The 24,612-nt window shown below is 72.5% G+C and carries 15 protein-coding genes and 1 pseudogene; 3 read left to right on the forward strand and 13 right to left on the reverse strand.

Going from position 1 to position 24,612, the window contains the following annotated elements:
• The first annotated feature begins 9 nt into the window (after positions 1 to 9).
• On the forward strand, positions 10 to 927 hold the full coding sequence (gene argB, locus OG389_RS28545; RefSeq protein ID WP_443059356.1) for an acetylglutamate kinase: 918 nt from the start codon (positions 10 to 12) through the stop codon (positions 925 to 927).
• The gene (locus OG389_RS28550; protein ID WP_443059357.1) at positions 924 to 2,138 is read left to right on the forward strand and encodes an acetylornithine transaminase; all 1,215 of its coding nucleotides are present in this window, start codon (positions 924 to 926) and stop codon (positions 2,136 to 2,138) included. The genes argB and OG389_RS28550 overlap by 4 nt, the downstream gene beginning before the upstream one ends.
• Positions 2,139 to 2,205: 67 nt before the next feature.
• Here the strand turns inward: OG389_RS28550 and OG389_RS28555 are convergent, their stop codons facing one another.
• The 10 genes from OG389_RS28555 to OG389_RS28600 form a co-directional block, all read right to left on the reverse strand.
• Positions 2,206 to 2,733 (reverse strand): GNAT family N-acetyltransferase, encoded by a 528-nt coding sequence (locus tag OG389_RS28555; protein WP_443059358.1) that lies wholly within the window; start codon positions 2,731 to 2,733, stop codon positions 2,206 to 2,208.
• A 202-nt stretch (positions 2,734 to 2,935) separates the two neighbouring features.
• Positions 2,936 to 3,166, reverse strand: coding sequence for a hypothetical protein (locus tag OG389_RS28560; RefSeq protein ID WP_328301297.1), 231 nt, complete (start codon positions 3,164 to 3,166; stop codon positions 2,936 to 2,938).
• The gene (locus OG389_RS28565; protein WP_328301298.1) at positions 3,163 to 4,743 is read right to left on the reverse strand and encodes an amidohydrolase; all 1,581 of its coding nucleotides are present in this window, start codon (positions 4,741 to 4,743) and stop codon (positions 3,163 to 3,165) included. The genes OG389_RS28560 and OG389_RS28565 overlap by 4 nt, the downstream gene beginning before the upstream one ends.
• 306 nt (positions 4,744 to 5,049) lie before the next feature.
• Positions 5,050 to 5,712, reverse strand: coding sequence for a 4'-phosphopantetheinyl transferase family protein (locus tag OG389_RS28570; RefSeq protein WP_328301299.1), 663 nt, complete (start codon positions 5,710 to 5,712; stop codon positions 5,050 to 5,052).
• The gene (locus OG389_RS28575) at positions 5,709 to 6,668 is read right to left on the reverse strand and encodes a metallophosphoesterase family protein (protein WP_443059359.1); all 960 of its coding nucleotides are present in this window, start codon (positions 6,666 to 6,668) and stop codon (positions 5,709 to 5,711) included. Before OG389_RS28575 ends, OG389_RS28570 begins: the two co-directional genes overlap by 4 nt.
• The gene (locus OG389_RS28580) at positions 6,665 to 7,450 is read right to left on the reverse strand and encodes a thioesterase II family protein (RefSeq protein WP_328301300.1); all 786 of its coding nucleotides are present in this window, start codon (positions 7,448 to 7,450) and stop codon (positions 6,665 to 6,667) included. The genes OG389_RS28575 and OG389_RS28580 overlap by 4 nt, the downstream gene beginning before the upstream one ends.
• A gap of 30 nt (positions 7,451 to 7,480) precedes the next feature.
• The gene (locus OG389_RS28585) at positions 7,481 to 8,668 is read right to left on the reverse strand and encodes a cytochrome P450 (RefSeq protein WP_328301301.1); all 1,188 of its coding nucleotides are present in this window, start codon (positions 8,666 to 8,668) and stop codon (positions 7,481 to 7,483) included.
• A 37-nt stretch (positions 8,669 to 8,705) separates the two neighbouring features.
• Complete coding sequence (locus OG389_RS28590; RefSeq protein ID WP_328301302.1) at positions 8,706 to 10,169, reverse strand: flavin monoamine oxidase family protein; 1,464 nt, start codon at positions 10,167 to 10,169, stop codon at positions 8,706 to 8,708.
• 109 nt (positions 10,170 to 10,278) lie between these two features.
• A complete protein-coding gene (locus tag OG389_RS28595) occupies positions 10,279 to 11,172 on the reverse strand; it encodes an NAD(P)-dependent oxidoreductase (protein ID WP_328301303.1) in 894 nt (297 codons plus the stop codon).
• A 115-nt stretch (positions 11,173 to 11,287) separates the two neighbouring features.
• Positions 11,288 to 11,719 carry a YybH family protein gene (locus OG389_RS28600; RefSeq protein WP_328301304.1) on the reverse strand — a complete coding sequence of 144 codons (432 nt, stop codon included), beginning with the start codon at positions 11,717 to 11,719 and terminating at the stop codon, positions 11,288 to 11,290.
• A 675-nt stretch (positions 11,720 to 12,394) separates the two neighbouring features.
• Here OG389_RS28600 and OG389_RS28605 point away from each other — a divergent pair.
• On the forward strand, positions 12,395 to 13,315 hold the full coding sequence (locus OG389_RS28605) for a hypothetical protein (RefSeq protein WP_328304172.1): 921 nt from the start codon (positions 12,395 to 12,397) through the stop codon (positions 13,313 to 13,315).
• Between the two features lie 137 nt (positions 13,316 to 13,452).
• Here OG389_RS28605 and OG389_RS28610 read toward each other — a convergent pair whose 3' ends face one another.
• The 3 genes and pseudogenes from OG389_RS28610 to OG389_RS28620 all read right to left on the reverse strand — a co-directional run.
• A complete protein-coding gene (locus tag OG389_RS28610; protein ID WP_328301305.1) occupies positions 13,453 to 13,809 on the reverse strand; it encodes a nuclear transport factor 2 family protein in 357 nt (118 codons plus the stop codon).
• Positions 13,810 to 13,956: 147 nt separating this feature from the next.
• Entirely contained in the window at positions 13,957 to 19,632 is a 5,676-nt protein-coding gene (locus OG389_RS28615; protein WP_443059466.1) for a thioester reductase domain-containing protein, read from the reverse strand.
• A gap of 30 nt (positions 19,633 to 19,662) precedes the next feature.
• Positions 19,663 to 24,315: pseudogene (locus OG389_RS28620) on the reverse strand (type I polyketide synthase); the annotation flags it as partial.
• Positions 24,316 to 24,612: the final 297 nt, after the last annotated feature.

The raw sequence follows: 24,612 nt of genomic DNA on the forward strand, positions 1-24,612 counted from the left end.
GGGGCCGGGATGACGCGGACGAAGACGACGGCCCCTGTGCAGGCTTCCCAGGACCTGCCCTGGCTGGAGGAACTCCAGGGCCGGACGGTCGTCGTCAAGTTCGGCGGCAACGCCATGGTGGACCCGTCCCTGCACCGGACGTTCGCCCAGGACGTGGTCGAGCTGTGGCACGCGGGCCTGCGCCCCGTCGTCGTGCACGGCGGCGGGCCCCAGATCAGCGCACTGCTCGAACGGCTCGGCCTGGAGGTGCGCTTCGAGGCCGGACTGCGGGTGACCACACAGGAGACGATGGACGTGGTGCGCATGGTGCTCACCGGCCAGGTCCAGCGCGAACTGGTCGGTGCCATCAACGCCCACGGGCCGTTCGCCGTCGGGCTGTCGGGCGAGGACGCCCACACGATGACCGCCGTGCGGCGGCCGGCCTGGGTGGACGGCAGGCCGGTGGACATCGGTCTGGTCGGCGACATCGTGGCCGTGGACGTCGCGACGTTGGGCGCGCTGCTGGAGCAGGGGCGCATCCCCGTGGTCTCACCCGTCGCGCGCGGCGAGGACGGTCAGGTCTACAACGTCAACGCCGACCTCGCGGCGTCGGCACTGGCCGTGGCCCTCGGGGCCGACCGGCTGGTGATGATGACCGACGTCGAGGGGCTGTACGCGGACTGGCCGCAGAGCACCGAGGTGATCGACCGCCTGACGGCCGGTGAACTCGACGCGCTGCTACCGGGGCTCGCGAGCGGAATGCTGCCCAAGATGGAGGGCTGCCTGCGCGCCGTACGGGCCGGCGTCGCCAAGGCGCAGGTCATCGACGGCCGGGTGCCGCACGCCCTGCTGCGCGGCGTCTTCGCCGAGGACGGACCCGGCACCACGGTGGTGCCGGACGACGGCGCCGGACCCGCGGGGCCCGGCGGCAAGGAGGTCGGCGCGTGACCGCCGCCAGCACGACCCCGCTCGCCGACCGCTGGCGCGCGGTGATGATGGACACCTACGGCACGCCCCCGCTGGCCCTGGTCAGGGGTGAGGGCAGCACCGTGTGGGACGAGGACGGCCGCCCGTACACGGACTTCACCGGAGGGATCGCCGTCAACGCCCTCGGGCACGCCCACCCGGCCCTGGTCTCGGCCGTCCAGGAACAGGTCGCCAGGCTCGGCCACGTGTCGAACCTGTTCGTCTCGCAGCCGCCCGTCGAGCTGGCGGAACGGCTGCTGGCCCTGCTGGGCAGGCCGGGCCGGGTGTTCTTCGCCAACTCGGGCACCGAGGCGGTCGAGGCCGCCTTCAAGATCGCCCGCCGGACCGGACGTCCGCACCTGGTCGCGACGGAGGGCGGGTTCCACGGGCGCACCATGGGGGCACTGGCCCTCACCGGCCAGCCCTCCAAACGTGAGCCCTTCCTGCCACTGGCCCCGGAGGTCACGCACGTCCCCTACGGCGATACGGCGGCGCTCCGCGCGGCCGTCACGGAGCGCACGGCGGCGGTCGTCCTCGAACCGGTGCAGGGCGAGGCCGGGGTCCTCCCGGCGCCCGGGGGTTACCTGCGGGCCGCCCGCGAGATCACCCGGGCCGCGGGCAGCCTGCTCGTCCTGGACGAGGTGCAGACCGGGATCGGCCGCACCGGACACTGGTTCGCGCACCAGGCGGAGCGGGGAGTGGAGCCGGACGTGATCACGCTGGCCAAGGGGCTGGGCGGCGGTCTGCCGATCGGTGCCACCGTCGCCTTCAGCGCCGCCGCCGACCTGCTGACCCCTGGTCAGCACGGATCCACGTTCGGCGGAAACCCGGTCGCGTGTGCGGCCGGGCTCGCCGTCCTGGAGACCATCGAGAAGGAGGGGCTGCTCGGCCATGTCACGCGGGTGGGCGAGCGGTTGAGGGCCGGCATCGGCGCCCTGGAGCACCCGTTGGTCCGAGAGGTGCGGGGCGCCGGTCTGCTCCTGGGCATCGTCCTCGCCGAGCCGGTCGCCGCGCGGGTCCAGCGGGCCGCGCAGGACGCCGGGTTCCTCGTGAACGCCGCGGGTCCGGGCGTCGTGCGGCTGGTTCCCGCCCTGACGCTGCCGCAGGAGCAGGCCGACGCCCTGCTGGCGGCGATGCCCGCGGTCCTCGACGCCTCGTACGGCGACGGCGGAGCGCCGGGCACCAGCGCCTGATGCCGGCTGTGCCACAGGGGCCGTACGAGCAGGGGCGGGCCCGTCAGGGGCCCGCCCCTCTCGCCGTCTACAGGGCGCGGGACAGAACGCGCGCGTTGCGGCCGGGGTCCAGGGACTGCGCCCAGGCGGCCGGCGCCAGGCCCGGGCAGGCCGGGACGAAGCCGTGGCGGAGAAAGAGGCGGCCGCTGCCGGTGGTGGCCGTGAACAGCGTCGCCAGCGAGCGGCTGCGCGCCCTCGCGAAGGCCGCGTGCAGCAGCCGGGCACCCATGCCCGTGCCCTGCCGATGGGCCGCGACGCAGAAGTTGTACAGCACGCCGGCGGCGGGGTGTTCACGCAGCCCGACACAGCCTTCGAGGGTTCCGTCGGGCGCCTGCGCGACGAGGAAGTCGGATGCCTGTGCGAGGTAGAGGGGGAGCGGGCGCTCACGGAGCGCCCCCGCACGGACGAACGGTCGGGAGAGGGCGGCGAGCGCGGGGCCTTCGTCCCGGAACGCGGGCCGCACCGAGAACTCGGGGCCGTCGTGCCACCGGGTGGCGGGGGCGCGGGGCGACAGCATGGCATGCGCGGCGGCAGGGGGCAGCGTGGCCGTGGTCAAGGTGTTCCTTCCTCGGTTCCGCCGTGCGCGGATGCGGGGGTCTCCCGGAAGGGGTCCAGGACGCTGGATCACTGGGAGGCCCTCGGCGGAACGGTCGAGGTAAGGGTAGCCTTACCTGACTGGTTGAGCCAAGCCGGCTCGTGCGGATGGCGCGGGCCGCCCAGGGCGTGGCCCCGGCCACGCCGGCGGCCCGGGGCGTCCGCTACCCGCAGGCCCGACCGGGGTAGGAATCGCTCTCCGGCGCCCCCGCCTCGCGCATCCGGAACAGGACCTCACCGAGGACCGCGTCGTCCACGTCGATGGGAATGTTGAACTCCCGGTCGAAGACGAAGGACTCGTCCGCGCCCGCGTGCCAGATCACCCAGCGCGGCGGGGCGGCGGGCGCCTCCCACAGGGGGGAGAACTGTTCCATGACCTGCATCTGATTGCTCACAGCTTTCCTTCGTCCGTCATTTCGTGTCCGTCTACGAATGTCGCCACGACCTCGATGCCGGCGATCCGGGAGGGGTCGACGTGTCGCGGGTCGTCTCCCAGCACGACCATGTCGGCGCGCTTTCCGGGAGCGAGGCTGCCGGCGCTGGCGTCCCACCGGCAGGCGTACGCGCCGGCGACCGTGTAGGCACGCAGTGCCTCCTCGACGGTGATCGCCTCGCCCGGCCCGATCGGCCGTCCGGAGGCGGAGGCACGCTCGACCATGAACTGGACCGCCCTCAGGGGCGCCCCGTCGGTGACGGGGCGGTCCGAGCTGCCCACGAGCGTGACTCCGTGGTCCAGGAAGCCCCGGCCCCGGTACATCCACGCCGACCGCCGCGCGCCCATCACGTCCGCGTAGTCGTCCCCGAAGGAGTGGAGGAAGGCCGGCTGGACGACCGCGCTGACACCCAGGCGCGCGAAGCGCGGGAGCTGGTCGGGGCGGATCAGCCCGGCGTGCTCGATCCGGTGCCGCGCGTCCGGCCGGGGCCTCAGCCGCTGCGCTCGTTCCAGCGCGTCGAGCGCGAGGTCGGCGGCGCGGTCGCCGATGGCGTGGACGGCGAGCTGCCAGCCGGCGAGGTGGCCGTCCACGATGAGCCGGGTGAGGCGCTCGGGGTCGTCCTGGAGCTGGCCGGTGTTGTCCGTGCCCGCGTACGGGGCGGTGAGCGCGGCGGTGCGGGCCATCATGCCGCCGTCGGTGTAGATCTTGAGCGCGCCCAGCGACAGCCAGTCGTCCCCGAACCCCGTGCGCATGCCCAGGTCCAGGGCGCGGGGGATGCCGTCCTCGGGGTGTGCGCCGAGCGGGCGCAGCGTGTCGCCGGCCGCCATGAGCTGGACCCGCAGGGGCAGTCTTCCCTGGTCCCGCAGCAGTTGGTAGGCGCCGAGTTCCACCGGGCTGTGGCCGAGCAGGCCGCCACCGATGCCGGCCTCGGCGACGGCGGTGACACCCTCGGTGAGACAGATCCGGGCCGCCCGCTCGACGGCGTCGGCGAGTTCGGCCTGCCCGTACGGCAGCCGGAGCCGGCGCGCGGCGGCCATGGCGCCCTCGGCCAGGAAGCCGTCCTGGTGCGGGACACCGGCGGGCAGGAGATCCAGGACCTCGCTGTTGACGACGCATCCGTGGCCCGAGTCGTGCATCAGGAACACCTTGCGCCCGTGGCTGACCGTGTCCAGTTCGGCGGCGGTCAGATGGCGGCCCAGGGCCCGCTGGTCGTAGCCCATCACGTCGACCCAGGAGCCGGTCGCGCCGTTGCGGGAGACCGCTCGCGCCACGACCGCCAGCACGTCCTCGACCCGCTCGCACGGGGCGACGCTCGGGGTGCTCCGCTTCAGCCCGGTCCAGGCCAGGTGGACATGGCTGTCGATGAACCCGGGCAGCACGGTGGCGCCCTGCAGGTCGATGACCTCGCGGGCCGGGAGCGAGGTCACGGCTTCGTCCAGGCCCACGATCCGGCCCCGCCAGATGCCCAGGTCACGGGCGACCGGGTGGTCCGGATCCATGGTGAGGATGTTCGCGTTGGTCAGCCTCGAACACAGCACGGGCGGTCCATCCGTTGCCGCGGAGCGTGATCACGGACCGGCGTCTTCCCGGCCGGCCCGCAGGAGGGGGCCCGCTTCCGGAGTCCGCCCGGGTCCTGTCCCACAGCGGCAACTCCCCCTGGCGGCAACCTGTGTGTGCACGAGTCGGGACGCGGGTGCATTGATCAGCCCGGTCCAACTTAGGTAAGGCTAAGCGAATATTCGCCATGCGGTCAACGTACGGGCCGTCGTCCCCGTCCTCCGCGGGGCGGGGTGCCGGGCGGGCGGTCGCCCCGCGCCGGGCCCGTCCGGGGGCGTGCCGGGTTCTCAGGGCGCGCCAAGTGCCACGGCGGTGAGGACGAGGCCGTTGGTGACGCGCCAGGTTCCCTCGAAGCCGGGAAGCCTGGTTCCGGCGACGACCGGTCCCGGGACGAGGAGGCGGGCGCCGAACGTGCCCGTGTCCGGGCGTACGGTGATCTCGCACTCCAGGAAGTCCAGGAAGGTGTGCGTCAGAGGGAACCAGGCCTTGTAGACGCTCTCCTTGGCGCTGAAGACGAGGCGGTCCCAGCAGATCTCCGGGCGGTCGACGCCCAGGCGGGCCAGCCGCTCGCGCTCGGCGGGCAGCGCCACGTAGCCCAGTACGCCTTCGCTGGGCAGCGGCTCGTTGGGTTCGGCGTCCAGTCCGATGCTCACCAGATCGGACGAGCGGGCCACCGCGGCCGCCCGGTAGCCGGTGCAGTGCGTCATCGAGCCGACGATCCCGTCCGGCCACCGCGGGGCACCGTGCGGGCCCGGCAGCAGCGGGGCGGGCGGTACGCCCAGCAGGCCGAGCGCCGCCCGGGCGCAGGCCCTGGCGGTGGCGAACTCCCGACGCCTGACGTCCACCGCGCCCGCCACGACCGCGGCCTCCTCGGGGAAGAGGGAGGAGAGCGGGGCGTCGCCGAACGTCTCCACCACCTCGGCCCGGCGGGGCAGCAGTTCCCTGATCACGCGCGCCCCGCCCCCTCGCCCCTGTCCTCGCCGCTCACCGGGGCGGGTTGTCGCTCCGGTCGCTGGTGCACGGGTGGCAGGATCTGCACGGGCCGGCCGGGCGGCGCGGCGCGCCGGCGCCACTCCCGCGGATAGCCGAGGGACACCTCCTGGTGCGGTACGCCCTCCCAGGAGAGCAGGCGCGGGATGTGGAGGTGCCCGTAGACCACGGATGCGGCCCGGAACCGGGTCGGCCAGTCCGCGGTCGCCTCCGTGCCGCACCACAGCGCGAACTCCGGATGGCGCAGGACTCGCGTGGGCTCGCGCACCAGCGGGAAGTGGTTCACGAGCACCGTCGGCAGTTCGGCGGGGACGGCGGCGAGCCTGGCCTCGGTGAAGGCCAGCCGGGCGCGGCACCAGTCGTCCCGCGTCGGATAGGGGTCCGGGTGCAGGAAGTACTCGTCCGTGCAGACCACGCCCGCCTTCTCCGCGAGCGCCAGGGCCGCTTCCTTGTCGTACGCGCCGGCGGGCCGGAACGAGTAGTCGTAGAGGACGAAGAGCGGCGCGATCACGCACGGGCCGCCCGGCCCCTCCCAGACCGGGAAGGGGTCCTCGGGCGTGAGGACGCCCAGGCCCCGGCAGATCTCCACGAGGTGCTCGTAGCGCCGTACGCCGCGCAGCTGGACCGGGTCCTCGGGCGGTGTCCACAGCTCGTGGTTGCCCGGCGCCCAGACCACCTGCGCGAAGCGTTCGCTCAGCACGCGCAGCGCCCATTCGACATCGGCCGCGAACTCCCCGATGTCACCGGCGATCAGCAGCCAGTCCGCGTCGGACCCGGGCCTGAGCCGCTCGACGATCTCCCGGTTCTCCGCGTACCTGATGTGCAGGTCGCTGATCGCCATCAGCCTGCCGCCGCCCGCCGCGCCGGAGTGCCGCACGGCCGGGGGCGGGGTGCCGCCGTCGGTCCCGTACGTCATCGGAGCGCCGCGAGCGTTCCGGAGAGGGCTTCGAGCACGGCGTCCTGCTGGGCGGCCAGGTAGAAGTGGCCCCCGGGGAACGTGTGCAGGTCGAAGCCGGCGCCGGTGTGGTCGCGCCAGGCATCCGCCTCGGCGATCGAGACCATGGGGTCCGCGTCCCCGATGAACGAGACGACCGGGCAGGACAGCGGCGGGCCCGGCTCGTACCGGTAGCTCTCGACGGCCCGGTAGTCGCCGCGTACCGCGGGGAGGATCATCCGGGTCAGCTCCTCGTTGCCCAGGAGTGCCGCGTCGGTCCCGTTGAGCTGCCTGATCGCCGCCAGGATGCCCTCGTCGTCCCGCAGGTGGACACCCTCCGTCCGCGGGATCGAGGGCGCGCGGCTGCCGGAGGCGATCAGTGCCCGCGGCGGCGTACCGGCCCGGTCGAGCCGGCGCGCGACCTCGAAGGCCACGACCGCGCCCATGCTGTGGCCGAAGAGGACGGGGGCCGGCGCGTCCTGCGTCCGCAGGACCGCGACGACGTGGTCCGCGAGTTCGCCGATGTCGGTGATCAGGGCCTCGCCGCGCCGGTCCTGCCGGCCGGGGTACTGCACGGCCAGCACGTCGGCGCCGGAGAGGCGCTGCGACAGGGGGAAGAAGAAACTGGCCGCGCCGCCGGCGTGCGGGAAGCACACCAGGCGCGTGCCCGGACGCGGGTGGAACCGGCGCAGCCAGTCACCCGCCGTCGGGGCGGGCCGGGCAGGGCGGAGGCCTGGACCTGAATTCGGTAGGGCGTTGTTCATCGGAGGTTCCCCCTGTTCATGGTGGCCGGCTCAGCCGGACACCCGTATCGGCAGCCGGCTGGGGCAGATGATCTGCATCGGGTCTTCGAACTCCACCCCGCCCGCGTAGTCCACGGTGATCTTCTCGTACCGGTCGAACAGTGCGTTGAGCGCGATCTTGACCTCGAGCCGGGCCAGCGGAGCACCGAGGCAGAAGTGGATGCCCTGGCCGAAGGCCAGGTGTCCGCCGGTGTCGCGGTGGATGTCGAAGCGGTCGGGGTCGGGGAAGCGTTGCGGGTCCCGGTTGGCCGCGCCGACCCACAGCGTCACCAGCTCGTCCTTGCCGATCCGGTGGCCGCCGATCTCGGTCTCGACGGTGGTGACGCGCGCCATCCTGGAGAACGGCGGGTACAGGCGCATCAGTTCCTCGATGGCACCGGGCAGGAGATCGCGGTCCGCCCGCACGGCGGCGAACACCTCGGGGTGCCGGTCGAAGGTGAGGATGGCGTTGCCGACCATGGCCATGGAGGCGGCGTGCCCGGCGAACATGGTGAGTCCGATCAGGCCGATCAGGTCGCCGTCGCGCAGCGGCTCGCCGTCGATGGTGGAACTGGCCAGCCCGCTGATCACGTCGTCGACCGGGTTCTCCCGGCGCATCGCCACGTGCTTGAGGATGTACGCGTTCATCTCCTGGATGGCGGGAGCGATTTCGCTCTCCATCACCTCCGGTGACGGGGTCGCCGCGTCGAGCGCGCCGAGGGCTTCGCCCCAGCTCTTGTACAGCGGCACGTCCTCGGGCGGCAGGCCGAGCATCTCGGCGATCACGATCATCGGCAGCGGGTAGGCCACCGTGCTCATCAGGTCGAAGGTGTCCGACCCGGCCACGTCGTCGAGCAGGGAGTCGGTGATGCGCGCGATCCGGTCGGCCAGACCGTTCACGGCGCGCGGGGTGAACACGCGGTTGATGACCTGGCGCAGCTTCCGGTGGTGCGGCTGGTCGCTCGTCACCAGGTTGCCCATGAGGAACAGGTCGAAATCGGGCTGCGGTTCGTTGTACAGCCGCACCGTGTCCGAGGAGAACGTCTTCGGGTCGGTGAGGACCCGCGTGATGTCGGCGTGGTCGAACAGCTGCCAGCCGTACTCGGCGTCGTGGTGGATCGGTTTCTGGTCGTGCATCTCGCGGAACCAGGTGAACACCGAATCCACCGGTTCGGTCACGGAGTTGTTCGTCACTTGCATCGCCTACCCTCTGAACGGACCATCGCTGACGTGTTGTTCACAGGCCGATCATGGAGCGGTACGTCCGGCGGTTGACCGCCGGTCCCACCAGGCCCCGGGAGTTCGGCGCCTGCGGCGAAGGTGACAGCGTCGGCGAACCGGCCACCCGCAGACCCGACTCGATGGCGCCGTCCATGTACCCGGCCCAGCCCAGGGCGAGGTCGTCGCCGCAGAACTTCACCTGGCCGAGGGGCCGGCTGATCGCACGGTGCAGCCGGGTCAGCTGGAAGGGCTGGCGGAACGCCGGGCCGCCGAGGGAGAACTCGTCGGCCTCCCAGTCCGTCACGGTGTAGCCGCGCAGGGTCGCCCCCGGCATGATCTCGCGCACCGCGGCCTGGACCCGCGCGTGGCTGGTGACGTCGAGTGCGGGATTGACGCTGAAGGCCACGACCGGGGCGTTCTCGTTCATCCGGCCCATGATGGTGATGGAGTAGCCCTCGGGCGCCTCGGCGATGAACCGGTCGCTCGGGTCGGCCAGGTCCAGCCACAGCTTCTTCTGGCGCGGTACGCCGTAACCCTGGGTCGTCGCCGTCCGGTTGGCGGCCGGCAGCGCCGGGCTGAAGGTGATGTTCTTCCATACGTTGACCGGCACGGCCATGATCACCTCGGCCGCGGTGTAGGTCACCCCCGTCCGTGTCGTCACCTTCACCCGACCGTTCACCTGAGTGACCGAGGCGACCGGCGAATTGAGCACGAGTCGCGGCTTGCCGTCGGCGAGGATCGCGTTGGCCAGCGAGGCGGTGCCGTTCCCCATCCGGTAGGTGTTGACCCCGGAGAACCCCTCGTAGTTCCAGCCCGCCAGCGCCCACCATTGCGCCAGCTGGGTCATCGCGCCCCGCTTCGTCGGCGAGCCGTAGAGCGCGGTGGTGCTGGTCATCCGGATCTCGTCCTGGGGCGCGTAGGCCAGCTGGTCGAGCCGGTCGCGCAGGCTCAGCCGGTCCAGCGGCGCGAGCAGGTCCTCGCGGGTGAAGGGCTGGTAGGGACTGGGGAAGTAGTCCCTGGAGCCGTCGAAGAAGGGCGTGAACAGCTCGCCCTGCCGGGTGTAGGCCTCGACCGGGTCGTACTGCGCGAATCCGGTCAGGGTCGGCATGAGCACGCGCTCCGGGCCCGCGTCCGCGATGATCGGCAGGGCGTAGCGCGACAGTTCGCGCCAGACGTGCGGCTGCCTCGGGTCGACCCAGGCGCCGCCACGCTCTATCTCGTACCCGTTGAACGTGTCGGTCCACGTGCGCCCGCCGATGCGGTTGCGTGCCTCGAGCACGAGCACCTGGCGGCCCTGCTTGCGCAGTTCACGGGCCGCGGTGAGGCCGGCCAGTCCGGCCCCGACGACGATCGCGTCGAAGGTGCGGACGGCGTCGGCGGGGCCTTCGGTGGCCTCGGCGACCGCGGGGAGGCCCGCGGCCAGCGCGGTGCCGGCGAGGGCCAGACCGCCCGACCTGAGCGCGGTTCGTCTCGATATCATGCGGCTTTCCGATCTTGGTCTGAAGAACAGGGCCGGAAACCCGGGTCGCGAAGCGCTGCGCCCGGACTCCCGGCCCCGCGTCTACGGCATGGGGGGAGGGGGGAGGGGATCAGGCGGAGCGCTTGCGGAACTGGTTGATCAGCGCCGCGTAGCTGTCGCCCACGTGGCCGTCGGCCACCGCGCGCTTGGCCATCTCCAGGTAGAAGTTCGGCAGCTCGGTGTTGACGCCGAGCGCCTCGCTCTCGTGGACGAGGTGCTCCATGCCGCCCACGTGGACGGCGATGGTGGCGTCGTCGGCCGGGTACTTGCCCTCGTCGATCTGCTGGGCGTACGCGGCGACGTACTCGGAGGTCACGTTGATCGCGGTGCTGGCCAGGGTCGCGAAGGTCGTGGCCTTGACGTTCGCGGTGCCCAGCAGCGCGGCACCGTGCAGGAAGCTGTTCAGGACGCCCCACATGATGCTCAGGACGGACATGTCGTACAGGGCGGACAGGCTCGGGTCCTCGTCGAGGTACACGGTTCCGGTCTCGCTGAGGACCTGGAGGGTGTCCTGGTGCGCCTCGAACGCGGCCTTCGGGCCGGAGTACAGCACCGTGGCGTCGGCCGTGCCGATGGCCGCGGGAAGGGCCAGGATCGCGCCGTCGAGGTAGGGACTGGCGAGCTTGGCGGCCCACTCGGCGGTTTCGCGCGCCTGGGCGGAGCTGGCCGTGGTCAGGTTGACCAGGGTGCGGCCCGCCAGCGAGGACCCGACCGGGTCCAGCAGCCCGTGCACGGCTTCGTAGTCGGAGACGCAGATGACGACGAGCGGACTCGCCTCCACCGCGCTCTTGACCGAGTCGGCGAGGGTGGCGCCGTTGGCGACGAGATCGTCGGCCTTGGCGGCCGAGCGGTTCCAGACGGTGGTCGGGTGACCCTTCGCCAGGAAGGCCGCGGCCAGCGCGTGGCCCATCAGCCCCAGACCGACGACGGTGACCGGTGACTGGGGGGCCGAAAGGTTGGACATGTGCGCTCCTCTGTACCTCGCGCGGCGTCCACCGCGACGAGTGTGGGTGATCGTTCCTCGGTCCGACCGAGTGGCGGCGGGACGCCCGTGCCCCGCCGCCCGTTCGAGCCTTCGGTTACGCCGGGCCCTCGTCCTCGGCGGCCCACGGGCCGCTGACCCCGAAGGGGTTGTCCACGACGTAGCGCCAGTAGCCGTCCTCGCCCCGGCGCAGTACGTCGATGGCCACGCCCTCCAGGGGCTCCGGGTTGCCGTCCTCGCCGATCGTGTCCATCTGCCACTCGACGACGAGCATGGCGGTGTCACCGACTACCAGCTGCTGGCGCACGGTCGCTTCCACCGAGGGCTTGCGATTCGCCAGGAATTCGGCCACGTAATCGCGGCGGACCTGGCCGCTGAGCGGCTTTCCCGGCTCCCAAATCCCGACCGCGTCGTCAACGTACATCGCGTTGACCGCGGCCACGTCACCGGAGTTGAAAACCTCTCCGAATGCCTCCTGGTGTTTGTTGATGTCACTCACCAAGTGCACCAAGTGCTGATCCTGAGTCACGGCTAACCGCTCCATTCGTATTCTCCTGAGAACCCGGCAAAGGTCTGTGAGAACGCTACCGACGCGGGCTCCCGGACCGGTCTCCTGCCGGTAATCGCGTGCATTCCCGCGGCGCGCCGGCTGATTACCGGGGGAAGACCGCCGTGCGGTGCGCCCGGCCGGGGGAGCCGGTCCGGTGCGGCCGTCGGCCGGGACGGGGCCGGGCGATGCCCCTGCCCGATGGGGGGACGGAGGGCCGCGGTCTCTCCCCGGTAACCGGACCGGCGCCGTGCGCACGGGCGGGCGATTACCGGTAGGAGACCGGGACGGGGAACACGCGCCGGTAGCGTACGGGCCGCCGCGTGCCGGCGATCCGATCACCCGGTCCGCTTCACCCTGTTCGCCGGCCGCTCCGCTTCCACGGCGCCGCCCGGGAATGCCTTCCCGCTTTCGGCCGCGCGTTCCGCCGGGTATTCCGGTCGCGCCGTGTCGGGCGTCGAGGAATCCATCGCGATGCCGGCGGACCCATTTCCTTCGGCCAGGGCGTCCATTCGTGCCCCGGCGCACCGCCGGCCCGGCTGCTGTCCCTATCTGAGGAGGGTCATGATTTCTTCATCGGTTCCGTCTGAGTCGGAGCGGCGGCCGTCGGCTCCATGGCGGTCGTGGCATCGGCCGCTGGTGCTGTTCTGCGTCGTGATGGTCCCGGTCGCGGCCGTGTGCGCGGTGGGGCTCGTCGTCGACGACCGTGTCCTGGGGGGTGCGCGGATCTGGTTCAAGCCGTTCAAGTTCTCGGTGTCCTTCGCGGCCTACTGCCTCTCCCTGGCCTGGATGCTGTCGCTCCTCCCGCGCGGCCGACGTGTGGGCTGGTGGGCGGGGACGGTGGTCGCGGTGGCGAGCTTCGTCGAGATCGTGATCATCGCGGGGCAGGCGATGCGCGGGAAGCGCAGCCACTTCAACTACGAAACGCCCCTCGACGAGGCGTTGTACAACGTGATGGGCGGCACGGTCATCGCCCTGTGGCTCGCCACGTTCGCCGTCGCCGTCCTCCTGCTCCGGGCCCGGATGACCGACCGCGCCTCCGCCTGGGCCGTGCGTTGCGGCGTCGTCCAGGCGCTGGTCGGGGCGGCCGTCGGGTTCCTGATGACGGAGCCCGCGCCGGGGCAGCGGATGGGCGTTTCCACGGTGGTCGGCGCGCACAGCGTGGGCGTGCCGGACGGCGGGCCCTCGATGCCGCTGACGGGCTGGTCGACGACCGGCGGCGACCTGCGGATATCGCACTTCGTCGGCATGCACGCGCTGCAGCTCCTGCCGCTGCTGGTCCTGCTGCTGGCCCTGCTCGCACCGCGCTTCGCCCGGCTCGCCGACGACCGGGTGCGGCTGCGCCTGGTCCTGCTCGCCTCGGGGGTGTACGCCGCCGTGTTCGTCCTGCTGCTCTGGCAGGCGCTGCGGGGCCAGTCGCTGATCCACCCGGACGGGGCGACGCTGGGGGCGGCCGCCCTGATCCTGGTGGCCGCCGCGCTCGGGACCTACGGGTCCCTGCGGGCGCCGGCGCCTCCTGGGGGCCCGGACGCGCACGAGGCCGAAGACCTCGACGCCTTGGAGAACCTCACGCGGTGAGCCGTGCGGTGACGACCGCGGACCGCACGAGCGCCTTCCGCTCCGCTCTTCCTCCGACCGGCCGCACCCGTCGGGTACCCGCGACTCGCGCGGGGCCCGACGGGTGCGGTCATGTGCGCGTGCGGCCTCCGCGGGGGTCAGAAGCCGTTGAAGAACCCGTACACCCGGCTGATCCGGCCGCCTTCGAGGAGGGCGACGTCGGACCCGCTCACCGCCGGCGCGCCACCCCGGGGGCCCACCTGCCACGAGAAGTGGACGGCGTCGTGGTGGGTCAGCACGTTCTCGAAGGTGAAGAGCATCCCGGTGAAGTTCTTCTGTGCGGAGGCGATGTACGTGCCGATCTCCGCCGCGCCGTGGGCGGCTACGGTCGGATCGGTGTATGTGGCCTCCGGGGTGAAGACCTCGTCGACCAAAGCCTGTCGGGCCCGACCGTCCGATTCATTCCAGATCGCGATGTACTTTCCGACCAGCTGGGTAACGGAATTCTTATCCATGGCAGAAGACTGTATCACCGGAGAGGTTGAGATCCTTGCAACTGGCCTTAATCCATCGCCAGTTGGTCGCGCGGTACATGGGTGGGCGGGTACGTCGACGAGCAGGCCGGTGGGCCGGCCTGCTCGTCGACGAGTGCGATCACGTGGTTACGAGGGCGGGAAGTACCCCGCGCGGACGAAGAAATTCACATACTTCTCGAACAGGTCCCGGTCGACCGGCGGGCATTCAATTCCGGTGTCCCGCAGCGCGAATTCGGTGTCCGATACGTCAATCGGCGGATAAGTGGCCGTTCCATGGCCGGAGTTCATTCCCTCGAACGAATCCAGCAGCGGGACGACGGCGTTCTTGCGGTCCGAGCGGACCCTGGCCGACCACGCGTTCCAGTCGAGCTCGGGCAGCTGGTACCCGAACGACCTGAGGTGACCGACGAACTCCGTGAACGTCTGGTCCTGCCGGTTGTAGAGGTGGAAGGTCCGGCTCGCGGTGTCCTGCCGCGCCGACAGGGCCACGATCGCCCCGCTGACGTAGTCCACCGGAACCATGTGGACGACACCCGCCAGGCTCTCGGGCACCGCTCCGGTCTCCAGCAGCCCCTTGAGACTCAACCAGATGAAGTCCCTGGTCTGGCAGGCGCCCGTCTCCCGGTCGCCGCACACGACGTCCACGCGGTAGACCGAGACGGGCAGCCCCCGGCTCCTGCCGAGCGCGATGGTCTGCTCGGCCACCCACTTGCTCTGCAGGTAGCCGTTGTGCAGCAGCTCCCCGGGCCCGGTCGGGTCGGTCACGGTGGCCGGGGCGGCGCCGGGGCCGGGTGCGGGGAACACGCCGGTCGTCGACACGTAGTGCACCGGCACCGTCCGGTGCGCCGCCGCGAGCCGCAGGATCTCCCGGGTACCGCCCACGTTCGCCGACGCGAGTTCGGTGTAGGGCCGCAGCCAACTGACGGTCGCGCCGGCGTGGTACACCACGTCGACGCGGCGGGCGAGGTCGTCGAACTCGGCCTCGGTCAGGCCCAGGCGCACGGCGCCCAGGTCCCCGACGACCACGGAGATCCGGGCCGGGTCGACCTCCTCCCCGACCTGGTACCACGCCAGGTTCTCCCGCAGCCGGCGCAGTGCGTCGGCCTGGTCGGCCCCCCGTACCAGGCAGTGCACCCTGGCCGTGGTCGACCGCATCAGGTCGCGCAGCAGGAACGCTCCGAGGAATCCGGTGGCGCCGGTCAGCAGGATCTCGGCGGGCTCGGCGGCGACCCGGACGACCTCACCGGTCGGGCGGATGTCCTCGTCGAGGCGGACGTCGGCGGCGAAGTCCACCCCGCCGGCCGCCGGGGCCGCACCGGCCCCGGCCGCGGGGCCCGTACCGCCCGGGGTGACCAGTACGGCGCACAGGTGCTCCACCAGACCGTCCGGCGTGGGGTGCTCGAAGACGAGCGAAGGCGGCAGCTTCAGGCCGGTGGCGTCGGCGAGCCGGTTGCGCAGCTCCACCGAGAGGAGCGAGTCGAAGCCGAGCCCGGAGAAGAGCTGCTGCCCGTCGATCGCGTCCGGCGAGGGATGGCCGAGCACCAGCGCCACCTCCCGGCGGACGAACTCCGCCACGACCTCGCGCTGCCGTGCGGCCGCCAGCCCCGCCAGCTGCTCGGACAGGAGCGGGGAATCGTCCCCGCAGGCTCCCGCGGCGCCGTCGGCGGCGGCCGGGATCAGCCGGCGCAGCAGCAACGGCGCCCGACCGGCGTGGGAGCGGAGCGCGGTCAGGTCGACCGGGGTGACCACCAGCGCGGGACCGCCGGCCCCGAGCGCGAGGTCCAGCATCTGCGGTCCGGTCTCCGCGGTGATGGGGAGCAGGCCGGAGCGGGCGATCCGCTTGAGATCGGCCCCGGTCAGGTGCCCGCTCATCCCGCCCTCGTACGCCCACAGCCCCCAGGCCAGCGAGGTCGCGGGCAGTCCGAGTCCGGCGCGGTGGCCGGCCAGTACGTCGAGGAAGGTGTTGGCCGCGGCGTAGTTGGCCTGGCCGGAGCCGCCGATGACACCCGCGATGGACGAGAACAGGACGAAGGAGTCGAGCTCGCGGCCGAGGGTGAGCTCGTGCAGGTTCCACGCGGCGTGCGCCTTGGACCGCAGGACGGCGGCCAGCCGGTCCGGGGTCAGGTCGGCGAACATGCCGTCGTCGAGCACCCCGGCGGCGTGCACGACACCGGTGAGCGGGCGGTCTGCCGGGATGGTGTCCAGCAGTGCGGAGAGCGCCTCGCGATCGGCGAGGTCACAGGCGACGACCCGCACCTCGGCGCCGAGTCCGGTGAGTTCACCGGCCAGCTCCGCCGCGCCGTCGGCCGCCGGCCCCCGCCGGCTGACGAGCAGCAGCCGGGTCACGCCGTGCGTGCGGACCAGGTGACGGGCGAACAGCCCGCCGAGCGCCCCGGTCCCGCCCGTGATCAGTACGGTGCCATCGCGGCGCCACGGAACACGGGCCGGGGGAGCGTCGTCCCCGGGCACCTCGGCCAGGCCGGGCAGGAGCACCTGGCCCGAGCGGACGGCGGCCTGCGGCTGTCCGGACCCCAGCACCGGGGACAGGGCCGCCGTCGATGCGGGCTCCCCGTCCACGTCGATCAGTACGATCCGGTCGGGCGCCTCCGACTGCGCCGAACGCAGCAGTCCCCAGAGGGGAGCGGCCACGAGGTCCGAGGCGTCCACGCCGCCGCGGCCGGTGGACACGGCCCCCCGGGTCAGCACGACCAGCGGGACATCGGCGGTCCGGTCGTCCGCCAGCCAGGACTGGACCAGTGTCAGCACCTCCTGCGCGGCTTCCTCGGCACGCCGGGGAACGTCACCGCCGGAGGAGAACAGGGCGGGGACGAGCAGGGCGCCGAAGGACGCCCCCGACCGCAGGGCGGCCAGCGCGTCCGCCACGTCGTCGAACCGGTCCCCGGCGGGGAGCTCCGGCAGGCCGGGGACGTCGCTCCCGCCCAGGCGCAGCACGGCCAGGTCCGGGGGACCGGGCCGGCCGGCCGGGTCGTACGGGGTCCAGTCGACCCGCAGCAGCGCATCCCGCGGGGTGCGTACGGCGGCCGCCGGCGGTACGGCCGGCCCCGCCGGGGACTCCAGCCAGTACCGCTCCCGCTCGAACGGGTAGCTCGGCAGTTCCACCCGCCGTGCGCCGGCTCCGGCGAAGAAGGCCGGCCAGTCCACGGGTGTCCCCGCGGTCCAGAGCCCGCCCAACGCCGCGACCACGTCGTGCGTCTCGGTCCGGCCGGTGCGCACCGCGGCCACCGGGGTGATCGGCGCGTTCTCGGCGACCAGGGCGGAGAGGACTCCGGCCGGACCCAGTTCCAGGGTGACGGTCACGTTCTGGTCGGCGAGGGTGCGGGTCGCGTCGAGGAAACGGACCGGCCGCCTCACCTGATCGGTCCAGTACTCCGGGTCGCGGAGCTGCTCCGCGGTGGCGATCCGGCCGGTGACCGTCGACACGACGGGGATGTCCGGCGCGTTCAGGGTGACCTTGCGCAGGACCCGGCCGAACTCCTCGAGCATCGGATCCATGAGGGGCGAGTGGAAGGCGTGGCTGACCGTCAGCGGCTTGGTGCGGCGCCCCCAGGACCGTACGGTCGCGGTGACCTCCTCGACGGCGTCCCGGTGTCCGGACACCACCGTGGCCAACGGACCGTTGACCGCGGCGACCGCCACGGTGCCGCCCGACCGCGCCAGCAGTGGTGCGATCTCCTCCTCCGTGGCCTGCAGGGCCGCCATCGCACCCCCCTCCGGGAGTGCCTGCATGAGCCTGCCCCGGGCGGCGACCACGGCCGCCGCGTCCGGCAGCGACAGCACTCCCGCCACGTGTGCGGCGGACAGTTCGCCGATCGAGTGACCGGCGAGAAAGTCCGGCCTGACGCCCCACGCCTCGAACAGCCGGAACAGCGCGACCTCCAGCGCGAACAGTGCGGGCTGGGCGTACCCGGTCCCGGCCAGCAGCCGTTCGTCCTCGAGCACCTCGCGCAACGGGTGGTCCAGGTACGGGTCGAGCTGGGCGCGGACCGCGTCGAACGCCTCGGCGTACACCGGGAATTCCCGGTACAGCTCCCTGCCCATGGCGGCCCGCTGGGCGCCCTGGCCGGTGAAGAGGAACCCCAGTTTGCCGGCGCCGGTGCCGGTGCCCGCGGCCTTCCCCGGCACTCCGGCGGTCGCGGTGCGGGGCCCGCCCGCGGCGAACGCGCCGAGGGACGCGAGCAACGACTCGCGGTCGGAGCCGAGTACGACGGTCCGGTGCGGCAGATCCGCACGCGTGGTCGCCAGCGAGTAGGCGATGTCCGCGGCGGACAGCCCGGGATCGGCACCGGCGAACGCCGCCAGGCCGCCGGCCTGGGCCCGCAGGGCCCGCTGGGTCCTGGCGGACAGGGTCCACGGCAGGAACGGGGGTGGTGAGGCGGGGACTTCGACCCTCGTCTCCGCGGGTGCCTGCTCCAGGATCACGTGGGCGTTGGTGCCGCTGACGCCGAACGCGGACACGGCCGCCCGGCGCGGCCGGTCCGTCCGCGGCCACGGACGCTGCTCGGTGAGCAGTTCGACCGCTCCCGCCGACCAGTCGACCAGCGGCGTCGGCTCGTCGACGTGCAGCGTCCGCGGCAGCGCCCCGTGCCGCAGCGCCTGGACCATCTTGATGACGCCGCCCACTCCCGCGGCGGCCACCGAGTGCCCGATGTTGGACTTCAACGAGCCCAGCAGCAGCGGGCGTTCCGCGGTGTGCGCGGCGCCGTACGTGGCCAGCAGCGCCTGGGCTTCGATGGGGTCTCCGAGCCGGGTGCCGGTGCCGTGCGCCTCGACGGCGTCCACGTCGGAGGCGTCCAGCCGCGCTTCGGTGAGCGCGGTCCGGATCACCCGTTCCTGGGACGGGCCGCTGGGGGCCGTGAGTCCGTTGGAGGCGCCGTCGGAGTTGACCGCCGAGGAACGCAGGACGGCCAGCACCCGGTGCCCGTTGCGTACGGCGTCGCCGAGCCGTTCGAGCAGGAGCAGCCCGACACCCTCCGACCAGCTGGTGCCGTCGGCCGAGGCCGAGAAGGACTTGCACCGGCCGTCGGGGGCCAGGCCGCGCTGCCGGGAGAAGTCGACGAACCCGCCGGGGGTTCCGCCGATCGTCACGCCGCCGGCGAGCGCGAGACTCGATTCGCCGGAGCGCAGCGACTGCGCCGCGAGGTGCATCGCCACCAGGGACGAGGAGCACGCCGTGTCCACGGTGAGGGCGGGACCCTCGAAGCCGAAGGAGTAGGAGATCCGGCCGGACGCGACGCTGCCGAGCTTGCTCGTCAGCAGGTAGCCCTCGAGCTCCTCGGGACCGGACAGCCCCAGATAGGACTGCTCCACGGCGCCGACGAAGACACCGACGGCGGTGCCCTTCAAGACGGTCGGGTCGATGCCCGCGTGCTCGAAGGTCTCCCAGGCGGTCTCCAGCAGGACCCGCTGCTGGGGGTCCATCGCGAGGGCCTCACGGGGAGATATCCCGAAGAAGGAGGCGTCGAACTCGGTCGCTCCGTCCAGGAAGCCGCCTTCCCGCGTGTAGGTCGTACCCGGTACGTCCGGGTCGGGGTCGTAGAGCGAGTCGACGTCCCAGCCGCGGTCGGCGGGGAACTCCGTGATGGCGTCGCGTCCGTCCACGACGAGCCGCCACAGGTCGTCCGCCGATCGCACGCCGCCCGGGTAGCGGCAGGCCATGCCCACGATCGCGACCGGCTCCGTTCGGCCGGACTCCAGTTCCGCGATGCGTTGCCGGGCCTTCTTCAAGTCGGCGGTAACCCATTTCAGATACTCCGCAAGCTTCTTCTCATCCGCCATGGGGATGTCTCACCTGTTCTTGACGTCGGGCGGGGATCAGTTCTGGGCGCGACCGAGCTCGTTGTCGATGAACTCGAGCAGTTCGGCGGTCGACGCCGATTCGAGGGGGTCGGCCGGGTCGGCATCGGCTCCGTCCCCCGGTGCCGCGCCGGCCTCCAGCCACCGGGACAGGAGGGTCTGCAGCCGGACGGTGACGGCGCCGCGGTCGTCGTCCCCGGTGCCGGCCCCTGCCGTGAGCACCTCCTCCAGCTCGTCCAGCGCGGCCAGGGCGGCCGATCGCGGGGGAGCCGTGGCGTCGGACGCGATCCGGCTGAGCAGGAACGCCGCCAGCTTCGACGGAGTGGGATGGTCGAACACCGCGGTGGCGGGCAGGGGGACACCGCTGACCGTGCTCAGCCTGTTGCGCATCTCCACAGCGGTGAGCGAGTCGAAACCGAGCTCCCGGAAGGGCTGTTCGGGGTCGATGGCGGCCGGATCGCTGCGGCCGAGTACCGCGGCCACCCGGCCGCGGACCAGCTCGAGGACGAACTCCGCGCGCTCGGGAGCGGCCATCTCGGACATCCGCTGCGACAACGACACCTCGGTGCCGTGCCCGGCGGGACGCGCCGCCGACGCGGGGACCAGCGCCCGCAGCAGCGGGGAGACCCGGTCGAGCGCCCGCAGCGCCTCCTGGTCGAACGCCGTGATGGTCACCGCGGGCCGGTCCACGGACGTCGCGGCGTCGAACACCGCCAGTCCTTCCTCCGCGCCGATCGGGACGAAGCCGTCCCTGGCGAACCGGGCGCGGTCCAGCTCGCCCAGTCCCGCGTTGATGCCGCCGTCGACGTCCCACAGTCCCCAGGCGAGCGAGGTCGCGGGCAGTCCGTGCGCGCGCCGCCGCTCGGCCAGCCCGTCGAGGAACGCGCTGGCGGCGGCGTAGTTCGCCTGACCGGGTCCCCCGAAGAGCCCGACGGTCGAGGAGAACAGCACGAAGGCCGACAGGTCCGCGTCGAGCGTCAGCTCGTGCAGGTGCCGGGCCGCGTCCGCCTTGGGGCGCAGTACGGATTCCAGCTGGTGCGGAGTCATCGCCGGGAGCAGTCCGTTGTCCAGTACGCCCGCCGCGTGGACGATCGCGCTCAGCGGCCGGTCGGCCGGGATCTCGCCGAGCAGCCCGGCGAGGGCCTCCCGGTCCGAGACGTCGCAGGCCGCGATGCGCACCGTCGCGCCGAGCCCGGTCAGCTCGGTCCGCAGGAGCTCGGCTCCCGCCGCCCGCGGGCCCGTGCGGCCGGCCAGCAGCAGGTGCGTGACGCCGTGCTCGGTGACCAGGTGGCGGGCGACGGCCGCGCCGAGCACCCCGGTGCCGCCGGTGATCAGGACCGTGCCTCCGGGGGTCCACACCGGGCCGTCGGGTCCCTTGCGCACCGCGGAGGAGCGGATCCGGTTCAGCCGGGGGAGCCGGAGCCGTCCCGCCCGGACGGCGGCCTGGGGTTCGTCGGCGGACAGCAGGAAGGTCAGCAGGGACGGGGGGACGAGCTCCGCGTCCGCGTCCGCGTTCCCGTCCGCGTCGGCGTCCACGTCGACGAGTACGATCCGGTCGGGTGCCTCCGACTGCGCGGACCGCACCAGCCCCCACACCGCGGCGGCTTCCGGATCGGGAGCCTCGGTGTCCGTGGTGGCGACGGCCCCCCTGGTGACGAGGACCAGGCGGAGGCCGTCGAACCGGTCGTCGGCCAGCCACTCCTGGAGCAGGCTCAGCGCACGCTGGGCCGGCCGCTCCGGGGCGCCGGCCGTCTCCAGCACGACGAGCAGGGCCTGGACCGCGAGCCCGGACTCGAGTGCTTGCCCGAAGGCCGGCAGGTCTTCGTACGACGGGAGCTCGGTCGCCGCGCCGGGGAACCGGCCGAGCCGGGCCCAGGCCGCCGTGCGGGCCGACGGCCGGACGGCCTCCGGGATCCAGCTGACCTGATGCAGTGCCCGTACCGGATCCGCCCCGTCGGGTTCCCGGTCCGGTCCGGCGATCGCGAGGGGTTCCAGCCAGAACCGTTCGCGCTGGAAGGGGTAGGTGGGCAGGTCGGCGGTGCGCGCACCGGTCCCGGCGAAGAAGGCCGGCCAGTCGACGGGCACCCCTCGGGCGTGCAGCACGCCGAGCGCGTGGACCAGGGTGCGCGGTTCCGGCTTGCGCTTGCGCATCGAGGCGATCGAGACGGCCTGTTCGGCACTGGCGGCCGCCATCGCCGAGAGGACCCCGTCGGGGCCCAGCTCCAGCAGCGTGGTCACACCTTCCGCCTCCAGGGTGCGCACCGCGTCGAGGAAGCGCACCGGATTGCGGATCTGGTCCACCCAGTAGTCGGCCGAGGCCCAGCCGTCCCCGGGCTCCACCTTTCCGGTCATCGTGGAAACGATGCCGAACTTCGGCCGGTGGAAGGTCAGTTCCTTGGCGATCGAGCGGAACTCCTCGAGCATCGGGTCCATGCGGGGGGAGTGGGACGCATGGCTGATCGGCAGCACCTTGGTGGACCGGCCCCGGGCCTTCCAGATCTCCGCGACGGCGTGGACGGGCTCCGCGTCGCCCGAGATCACCACCGCGTTGGGGCTGTTGATCGTGGCGATCACCGCCCGGTCGGTGCCGGTGAGGGTCCCGAGCACCTCCTCCTCGGTGGCCTCGACGGCGACCATGGCGCCGCCCTCCGGCAGCGCCCGCATCAGCCGGCCGCGTGCGGTGACCAGCACCGCGGCGTCGGGCAGCGAGAGCACGCCCGCGAGGTGCGCGGCGATCAGCTCGCCCGTCGAGTGGCCCACCAGGTAATCCGGGTGCACCCCCCAGGTCTCGAGGAGGCGGAACAGCGCCACCCCGACCGCGAAGAGGCCGGCGAGGGTGTAGTCGATCTGGTCCAGCTCGTCGCCCGACTCGATCACCTCGCGCAGCGGACGGGGCAGGTGCTCGTCCAGCGCGTCGCAGACCTCGTCGAACGCCGCGGCGAACGCCGGGAAGGTCGCGACCAGTTCACGGGCCATCCCGACGCGCTGCGCACCTCCACCGGTGAACATGAACGCGATCCGGCCCTCGTCCTTCGCGCCGAGGATCGCGTGGCCGCCCTCCTCCTCCGCCAGGGAGGCGAGTGCGCCGATCAGCTCTTCGCGGTCGGCCGCGACCACCACGGCGCGCTGGCGGAGTGCCGAACGGGTGGTGGCCAGCGAGTAGGCCAGGTCGAGGGGGTCGAGGCCGGGATCTCCGGCGAGGAGCGCGGCGATGCCCTCCGCCTGAACGCGCAGCGCCTGGGGGGACTTGGCCGACAGTACGTACGGCAACGCCGGCGGCGCGACGGGGGGTGCCGGAGCCGGGGCGGGCTCCGCCGGGGCCGGCTGCGGTGCCTGCTCGATGATGATGTGCGCGTTGGTCCCGCTGAACCCGAACGAGGACACTGCGGCTCGCCGCGGCCTGTCCAGTGCCGGCCAGTCCCGCCGCTCGGTGAGCAGGTTCAGTGCCCCGGTGTCCCAGTCGACGTGCGGGGTCGGCTCGTCGGCGTGCAGGGTCTGCGGCATGACGCCGTGGTGGATCGCCTGGACCATCTTGATGATGCCGCCGACCCCGGCCGCGGCCTGGGTGTGCCCGATGTTGGACTTGAGCGACCCCAGCCACAGGGGCTGGTCGGCGGCCCGTTCCCGGCCGTAGGTGGCGAGCAGGGCATTGGCCTCGATCGGGTCACCGAGGGGGGTTCCGGTGCCGTGCGCCTCGACGAGGTCCACGTCGGCCGGGGAGAGTCCCGCGCTGGCCAGTGCCTGGCGGATCACCCGTTCCTGGGCGGGGCCGTTGGGCGCGCTGAGCCCGTTGCTGGCGCCGTCCTGGTTGATCGCCGACCCGTTGACCACGGCGAGCACCTTGTGGCCGTTGCGCCGGGCGTCGGAGAGCCGCTCCACGAGCAGCAGCCCGGCTCCTTCGGCCCAGCCGGTTCCGTCGGCGGAGGAGGCGAAGGACTTGCACCGGCCGTCGGCCGACAGACCGCGCAGCCGGGAGAACTCGATGAAGGCCTGGGGCGTTGACATCACGGTGACACCACCGGCCAGGGCCAGGTCGCACTCCCCGCGGCGCAGCGCGGCGGCCGCGAGGTGTACGGCGACCAGGGAGGAGGAGCACGCCGTGTCGACGGTGACGGCGGGTCCCTCCAGGCCGAAGACGTAGGACAGCCTGCCCGAGGCGACGCTGCCCGCGCTCCCGCTGTAGAGGTAGCCCTCGAAGTCCTCCGGCGGCAACTGCGGCCGCGATCCGTAGTCGTGGTACATCGTCCCCACGAACACGCCCGTGCGGCTCCCGCGGACCGAGTCCGCCGTGATGCCGGCCCGCTCGAAGCTCTCCCACGCCGTCTCCAGCAGCAGGCGTTGCTGCGGATCGGTGGCGAGGGCCTCCCTCGGTGACATGCCGAAGAATTCCGGGTCGAACTGGTCGGCGTCGTGCAGGAAGCCGCCCTGGTCGGTGTACGACGTGCCGACGATCTCCGGGTCGGGGTGGTACAGCCGGTCCAGGGGCCAGCCGCGGTGTTCGGGGAAGGCGCTCACCGCGTCGACGCCGTCGGCCACCACCTGCCACAGCCGTTCCGGCGAGTCCACACCGCCGGGGTAACGGCACGCCATCCCGATGATCGCGATGGGCTCCCGGTCCTTCTCCTCGACCTCGCGCAGGCGTCTGCGGCTGGCCTGGGCGTCGGCGACAGCACGCTTGAGGTACTGGCGGAGTTGGTTCTCGTCACTACTCACGTGCTCTCAGCTCCCAGGGTCGTCTCGGGAGAGGCACTGGCCGGCTCCTCGCCACCGTGCACGTCAGCATTCCTTTCCCGGAAAAGTTTTTCGTTCGGCTCACGGCCCTCGGCATTGTTGCGTGAATGCCGTCCAGGTGTAGTAATCGGCCACTCATTCCTCAGGGAAAACCCTCTGGTGACCGGGGGCTTATTTGCCGATTAGCGGCCGATTACGGGCGGCCAGTATGCTTCCGAATAACGTGGACCGCCGAAT

The organism is Streptomyces sp. NBC_00435 (assembly GCF_036014235.1).
Taxonomy (GTDB): Bacteria; Actinomycetota; Actinomycetes; order Streptomycetales; family Streptomycetaceae; genus Streptomyces.